The organism is Oleiphilus sp. HI0061 (assembly GCF_001635675.1).
Window position 1 is genome coordinate 1 of sequence record NZ_LWFE01000482.1, and the last position, 996, is coordinate 996.

Annotated in this window: 1 protein-coding gene; it reads right to left on the reverse strand. The window is 44.7% G+C overall.

All coding sequences use genetic code 11. From position 1 onward, the window contains the following. Positions 1-732 (reverse strand): glutamine-hydrolyzing GMP synthase (gene guaA / locus A3735_RS06410; RefSeq protein WP_156499461.1); only part of this gene is annotated, 732 nt, incomplete at its 3' end. Positions 733-996 lie beyond the last annotated feature (264 nt).

Here is a 996-nt window from a genome sequence, read left to right on the forward strand (position 1 = left end):
AACCACTGAAGAATCAACACCTCCAGATAGACCTAGCAAGACCTTCTTATCACCCACTTGGGCACGAACTCGTTCAATCTGATCTTCAATAATCTTTGCTGGCGTCCAAAGTGATTCACAACCACAAATATCTTTTACAAAGTGACTTAAAATACGCTCACCCTGCAGGGTATGCGTTACTTCAGGGTGGAACTGGATACCAAAGAAATTCTTCTCTGCACAGTACATACCAGCAATAGGGCAAGATTCAGTTGAGGCCATCAACTCAAAACCTTCAGGCATCGCAGTAACTTTATCACCGTGGCTCATCCATACATCTAATAAGCGGTTTGCACCTTCAATGTGATCTGCAATATCTTTGAACAAAGCACTATCACCTTCAGATTTAATCTGGGCATAACCAAACTCTCGTACATCAGAGCTTTCAACCTTGCCGCCTAATTGTTCGGCCATAGTCTGCATGCCATAACAGATCCCTAAAACCGGCACACCCAAGCTATAAACAACTTCTGGTGCACGTGGAGAACCAGGCTCAGGCACAGACTCAGGCCCCCCCGCTAAGACAATACCCGTCGGCTTGTATTCACGGATCTCGGCTTCGTCCATATCCCAGGCACGAATCTCTGAGAAAACGCCCAGTTCACGCACTCGACGTGCGATTAACTGAGTGTACTGTGAACCAAAATCTAAAATTAGAATACGCTGTGCGTGAATATCTTGACGGTCTGTCATGGGATTAAATCAACCTCTTAGAAAGACAAAACGGGGCTCTACTAGAAGATGCCCCGCATAATATAAATAAAACTTAAAAAGTACTTAAAGCCTAGCCAACACGATAGTTAGGTGCTTCCTTGGTGATGGTCACATCGTGAACGTGGCTTTGTTCAAAGATATTGCAGATCACATTGAAGGTGCAAACCGCTTATTAGATGTATGGATGAGCCACGGTGATAAAGTTACTGCGATGCCTGAAGGTTTTGAGTTGATGGCCTCAAC